General features: G+C 73.0%; 1 protein-coding gene. It reads right to left on the bottom strand.

Annotated features, from left to right (window positions below; translation table 11 throughout):
* Positions 1–6,180 (bottom strand): amino acid adenylation domain-containing protein (locus tag ABD329_RS47075; protein ID WP_344318170.1); only part of this gene is annotated, 6,180 nt, incomplete at both ends.

The following is a 6,180-nucleotide window of genomic DNA, read 5'->3' as shown; positions in this document are numbered from 1 at the left end:
CAAACCGCTCCGCCGACAACCCCGCACGCCCCACATACCCCCGCGCCAACCCCACACCCGCCACATACAACTCACCCACCACACCCACCGGCACCAAGCCCAGCCCACCATCCACCACATACACCCGCGTATTGGCGATCGGTCCACCGATGGTCGGCACCCCATCGTCAGAGCAGCGGGAGAGCGTGGACCAGATGGTGGTCTCCGTCGGACCGTAGACGTTGACGACATCGGCCGCGCGGTCCCGCATCTCGTGAGCCAGGGCCGTGGGCAGCGCCTCACCGCCGGTCAGGATGCGTACGCCGGTCAAATCGGTTCGGTGGTGTTCCAGCAGTGCCGCCCACAGGGTGGGCGTGGCCTGCATGACCGTCGTGCCGCTCTCGGTCAGCAGCCGGGACAGCCGCGCCGGGTCGTGGACCTCGTCCGTCGCCGCCAAGACGACGGTGGCACCGGCCAGCAGCGGGCCGAGCAGTTCGAGCGCGGCGATGTCGAAGGTGCTGGTGGTGACCGCGAGCCAGCGGTCCTCCGGTACCAGGCCCAGCTCGTCGACCATGCCCACCAGCAGGTTCAGCAGGGACCGCTGCGTCACGAGGACGCCCTTCGGACGCCCGGTGGAGCCCGAGGTGTAGATGACGTACGCCGTGTTCAGCGGGTGGGGCGGGGCCGTCCGTTCGGCGTCGTCGATGTCGGCGTCCGAGCGGTCCCGCAGGGCGGCCTCGGTGTCGGCGGCGTCCAGCAGGAGGCACGGCACCGAGGCCCCGGCCCCCGACAGCTTCGCCGCCCCGGCCTCGGTGGTGACGAAGGCGACGGGGGCCGCGTCGTGGAGCATGAAGCGGGCCCGTTCGGCAGGTTGATCCGGGTCGAGGGGTAGATAGGCCGCCCCCGTCTTCATGACGGCCAGCAATGCCACGACCATGTCCGCGGACCGGGGCAGCGAGAGGGCCACCACCTGCTCCGGGCCCGCACCGCGCTCGATGAGCACGCGGGCCAACCGGTTCGCCCGCGCGTGGAGTCGCGCGTAGGTCAGTACCGTGCCGTCCGCCATCAGGGCGCGTGCGTCCGGGGTGCGTGCCGCCCGCGACGAGAGCAGTTCGACCACGGTGGACGGCGGCAGGGTGGCCTCGGTGTTGTTCGGCGCGGCAAGTTGCCGTCGTTCCGCCACGGTCAGCAGGTCGAGGGCGGCGAGTGGCCGGTCGGGGTCGGCGGTCATCGCCGTGAGCAGGCGTTCCAGACGGCGGGCGAGCGAGGCGACGGTGGAGCGGTCGAGGGCGTCCGGGCGGTAGTCCAGGCGGAGGCGCAGGGAGCGCTGCTGCGTGGCGACCAGGCACAGGGGGTAGTGGGTGGCGTCGTGGCCCTCGACTCCGGCTACCCGCAGCCCGTCGGACGGGGAGCGCAGCGCTTCCGGGTCGAGGGGGTAGTTCTCGAAGAGTACGAGCGTGTCGAAGAGTTGGTGGTGACCTGCCAGGCGGTGGATGTCCGTCAGGCCGAGGTGCTGGTGCTCGACGAGCCGGGACGCCTGCTCCTGCGCCCTGGTCAGCAGGGAGGAGAGGGGTTCGGCGGGGTCCAGGCGGAGTCGCACCGGGAGGGTGTTGATGAAGAGCCCGACCATGTTCTCCACCCCGGGAAGCTCCGGGGGACGGCCGGACACGGTGGTCCCGAAGACGACATCATCGCTCCCGGTGAGCTTGCCGAGGAGGATGGCCCACGCACCCTGGACGAGGGTGTTGACCGTCCACCCCCGGCCGCGTGCGAGCGCGGTCAGCGCGGATGTGGCTTCCGGGGACAGCTCCGTCAGGACCTCCTCGGGAGGACCCGGGGCGCGGGACGGGCCCGGGGCGCCGGACGGGCCCGGGGCGCCGGACGGGCCCGGCGCCCCGGACGGGCTCGAGGCGGGAGCGATGAGCGTCGGGCCCTCCACTCCGTCGAGCACCTGCCGCCACGCGGTCTCCGCGGCGCCCCGGTCCCGCTCGTCCCGTTCCGACAGCCAGGTGAGGAAGTCGCGGTAGGGAGTGAGGGGCGTCAGCTCGCCCGCCATGCCCCGATCCCGGTAGAGCTGGAACAGATCGCGCATCACCACCGGCAGCGACCAGCCGTCCAGCAGCAGGTGATGGTGTGTGAGCAGGAGGTGGTGGCGGTGGTCGCCGAGCCGTATCAGGGTGAGGCGGAGGAGCGGCGGAGCGGTCGGCTCGAACCGCCGGTCGCGTTCGGCCTCCGCCACCGCGCGCAGTTCCTCCCGCTGCCGGTCGCCACCCAGCTGCCCGTCGCCACCCAGCTGCCCGTCGCCGTTCAGTTGCCGTAGGTCGATCTCCTGCCAGGGGAGCGCCACGGTGGCGGGCACGAACTGGACCGGGCGCTCCAGCCCCTCGTGCCAGAAGCCCGCACGCAGGTTCGGATGGCGGCGCAGCAGCGCCTCGGCCGCCTCGCGCAGGGCGTGGCGGTCCAGCGGTCCGTCGATGTCGAGGCCGAGCTGGACGACGTAGTCGTCGGTGGCTCCGGCGTCGTAGAGGGCGTGGAAGAGCAGCCCTTCCTGGAGGGGGGTCAGCGGCAGGATGTCGCTCACCGCGGCCGGTGCGCAGGCCGTTTCGACGCGTTCGATGTCCTCCTGGGTCAGCGCGGCCGGTTTCACATCGGAGGGGGTGAGCCCTCCGGCGCCCGGCAGGTCGGCGTGTTCGGTGACGGCCCGGAGGACACGGAACCAGGTGTGCGCGAGGTCGTCCACCTCGCGCTGGGTGAGCGCTCCCTCCGCCCAGGACCAGGTCGCCGTCAGGCGAGGGCCCCGCGAGGTGTCGACGGTGACGGCGTTCAGCTCCAGCACGTGGGCCGGTGGCAGGCCGGCGTCATCACCGGCCCCCGACAGGACCCCGCCGTCGTCGACGGCCGACGGCATCCACGGTTCCTCGCGGTCGGTCTCGGCGAAGCGGCCCAGGTAGTTGAAGCCGATGTCCGGGGTGGGGAGCGCGGCGAGCCGGGGGCCGGTACGGGGGTTGAGGTGGCGCAGCAACCCGTAGCCCAGTCCCTGGTCCGGTACGGCCCGCAGCTGCTCCTTCACACGTTTGACCGCACGTCCCAGACCGGGGCCCGCGCCGGTGACGTCCTCCCACGTGGCCGGGCCCGCCTCAAGCCGCACGGGGTAGAGGGTGGTGAACCAGCCGACCGTACGGGCCAAGTCGACGTCCGTGGCCAGGCGGTGCGAACGGCCGTGTCCTTCCACGTCCACCACCACCGGCTCGTCCGCGCCGGCCCGCCCATGGCGGACGCGCCAGGCGTCGACGGCCACCGCGAACGCGGCGAGCAGCACATCCTGCACTCCCGCGTGGAATACGGCGGGCACCCGCCCCAGCAAGGGTTCGGTGTCCGGGGCGGGAAGCCGCAGGGTGAGACTCGCGGTGCCGGGCCCGGCGGCCGCCGTCTCCCGCCAAGGCTGGCCCCCGTCCGCAAGCGGTCGTACGTCGGTGAGGGGTCGTACCTCGGCGAGGGGTCGTACGTCGGCGAGGGTCCGCTCCCACCACCGCGACTCGGCCTCCCTGGCGGGGGCGCACGACTCGGCCGTCAGCAGTTCGGCCCACCGGCGGAACGAGGTGCCCACCGGCTCCAGCGCCACCGGCCGGTCGGCCGCGACCGCGTCCCAGGCGGCTCGCAGATCCCGCAGCAGGATCCGCCAGGACACCCCGTCCACCACCAGATGGTGCAGCACCAGCAGCACCCGGCCCGGACGGTCCGGTCCGGCGTCGAAGTACACCGCCTGCCACATCACACCGGACCACGGGTCCAGCCGCCTCCGGGCCGCCGAGAACTCCTCCTGGAGCAGCCGCCGCCCTACGTGTCCGTCCGCGCCACCGGACACCTGGCGCACCCGCGCCGTGGCGTCCACGGATCCGGCCGGGGGCACCTCGAGCGACCACCGCCCTCCGTCGCGGTCCGTCACCCGCAGCCGCAGCACGTCATGGTGGTCGGTCACGGCCCGCAACACCTTGCTCAGCCGGTCCGTGCCGATCCCTGCGGGTACGGTCACCAGCATCGCCTGGCAGAACTCGCCGACCGGGCCGCTCCGTTCGCGCAGCCACTCCATGATGGGGGTCGTGGCCACTTCGCCGACCCCGGTGTCCGCCACCGGAGCCACCGTCCCGGCTCCCTCCGCCGCCTTCGCCGCATCCGCCGCCTTCGCCGCTTGCGCCGCTTGCGCCACGGAAGCCAGTCCGGCCACGGTCTTCCGCAGGAACACGTCCCGAGCGGTGATCACCACCCCGGCCGACCTCGCCCGGCTGACCAGTTGGATGGAGGAGATGCTGTCGCCGCCCAGGTCGAAGAAGCCGTCCTCGACATCCACCGCTGGCACGCCCAGGACCTGTTGGAACAGTCCGCACAGGGTCTTCTCCACCGCCGTGCGCGGTGCGCGGCCGGAGGCCCGGGAGGTGAACTCCGGTGCGGGCAGGGCGCCTCGGTCGAGCTTGCCGTTGGGGTTGACGGGCAGCCGGTCCAGGATCACGAACGCCGCGGGCACCATGTACTCGGGCACTCGCTCCCGTACGAACGCGCGGAGCGCCGCCACGTCGGGGCTCGCCGGGGCCGGACCCGCCGGGGCCAGGTTGCCGTCCTCGGACCTGGCCACGGGCGGGTGCGGGTACGGGTGCGGGTGGGTCTCGGTGGCCGGGACCACATAGGCCACCAGCCGCCGGTCGCCCGGACGGTCCTCGCGCACCACCACCGCCACGTGGCCCACCGAGGGATGCGCGGCCACCACGCCCTCCACCTCACCGGGCTCGATGCGGATCCCTCGCACCTTCACCTGCTCATCGGCGCGGCCCAGGTAGTCGAGCTGGCCGTCCGCAGTCCATCGCACCAGGTCACCGGTGCGGTAGGCGCGGGTGCCGGGCGGCCCGTAGGGATCGGCGACAAAGCGCCGCGCCGTCAGTCCGGCGCGGGCGAGATAGCCCCGGGCCAGCCCCGGACCGGCGATGTACAGCTCCCCCGCGACCCCTGGCGGGACCAGTTTCAGCTCGGCGTCCAGGACGTAGACGGAGGTGTCCGGCAGGGGTGTGCCCGTCAGCGCCGGGCGGGTGAGCGTCTCCTCCCCGGCCGAGTGCCACTCCAGGCAGTAGACCGTGGCCTCGGTCGGTCCGTAGACGTTCGCTATCCGAGCGCCCGGTATGGCCTGCCTGACCTCGTTGAACACGCGCGCCGGCAGCCCTTCGCCGGCGAACACCACATCGTGCGCGGAAAGGCGGGCGCCGGAGCCGAGTACCTGCGCGACGACCGACGGCACCCCGCTGATCAGTCCGCCGGACCAGCCGCCCCGCTCCACCAGCGCCGGAAGGTGGTCGACGAGTTCCACCTGGCCACCGATGGTCAGCGGTGCGAACAGCTCGAAGACCGAGACGTCGAAGTTCAGCGAGGTCGACAGCAACACCGACGACAGCCGCTCGGGACCGAAGCGCTCCCGGGCCCAGGCCATCAGCCCGACCACCGAGGAGTGCTGCACCGCCACGCCCTTCGGTGTGCCCGTGGACCCTGAGGTGTAGAGGACGTACGCCAGGTTTCCGGCGGTGAGCGGCCCCAGCCGCTCCGCGTCTGTCACGGGGGTGGCGTCCTGTTCGGCTCGGGCGCGCACCATGTCCGGGGAGTCGAGCACACACACCGGCGCTGGGACGGGGGTCGAGGCCGGGGTCGCGGTCGGCGTCGGGGTTGGGGTCGGCGTCGGCAGAAGCCGTGCGGTGTCGGAGTCGGCCAGGACCACGACGGGCCCGGCGTCGCCCAGCATGAACGCGACCCGCTCGGCCGGGTACGCGGTATCGACCGGGAGATAGGCGCCGCCCGCTTTGAGGACGGCCAGCAGGGCGACGATCGCCTCTGCGGTACGGGGCAGGCACACGGCCACCACGCGCTCCGGCCCCACTCCCCGGGCGATCAGCACACGGGCCAGCCTGTTCGCTCGCGCATCGAGCTCCGCGTAGGTCGTGACGTCGCCGTTGTGGGTCACGGCGGGTGCGTGGGGGGTGTGCGCGGCTTGGGTGGCCAGGAGGGCGGGGAGGGTGGTGGCGGCGGGTGAGGGGTGGGTGGCGGGGGTGCCCTGGTGGAGGAGGGTGGCACGCTCGGTCGGGGTGAGCAGGTCGATGTCGCTGAGGGGCCGGTCGGGGTCGGTCAGGGCCTGCTCCAGCAGACGGCGCCACCGCTGGATGAGCG

The sequence above is a fragment of the Streptomyces javensis genome (assembly GCF_039525925.1).
In the GTDB taxonomy this organism is placed as follows: Bacteria; Actinomycetota; Actinomycetes; order Streptomycetales; family Streptomycetaceae; genus Streptomyces; species Streptomyces asiaticus.
Note: the sequence above shows the minus strand (reverse complement) of the source record. Positions and strands in the feature narration are given on the sequence as shown.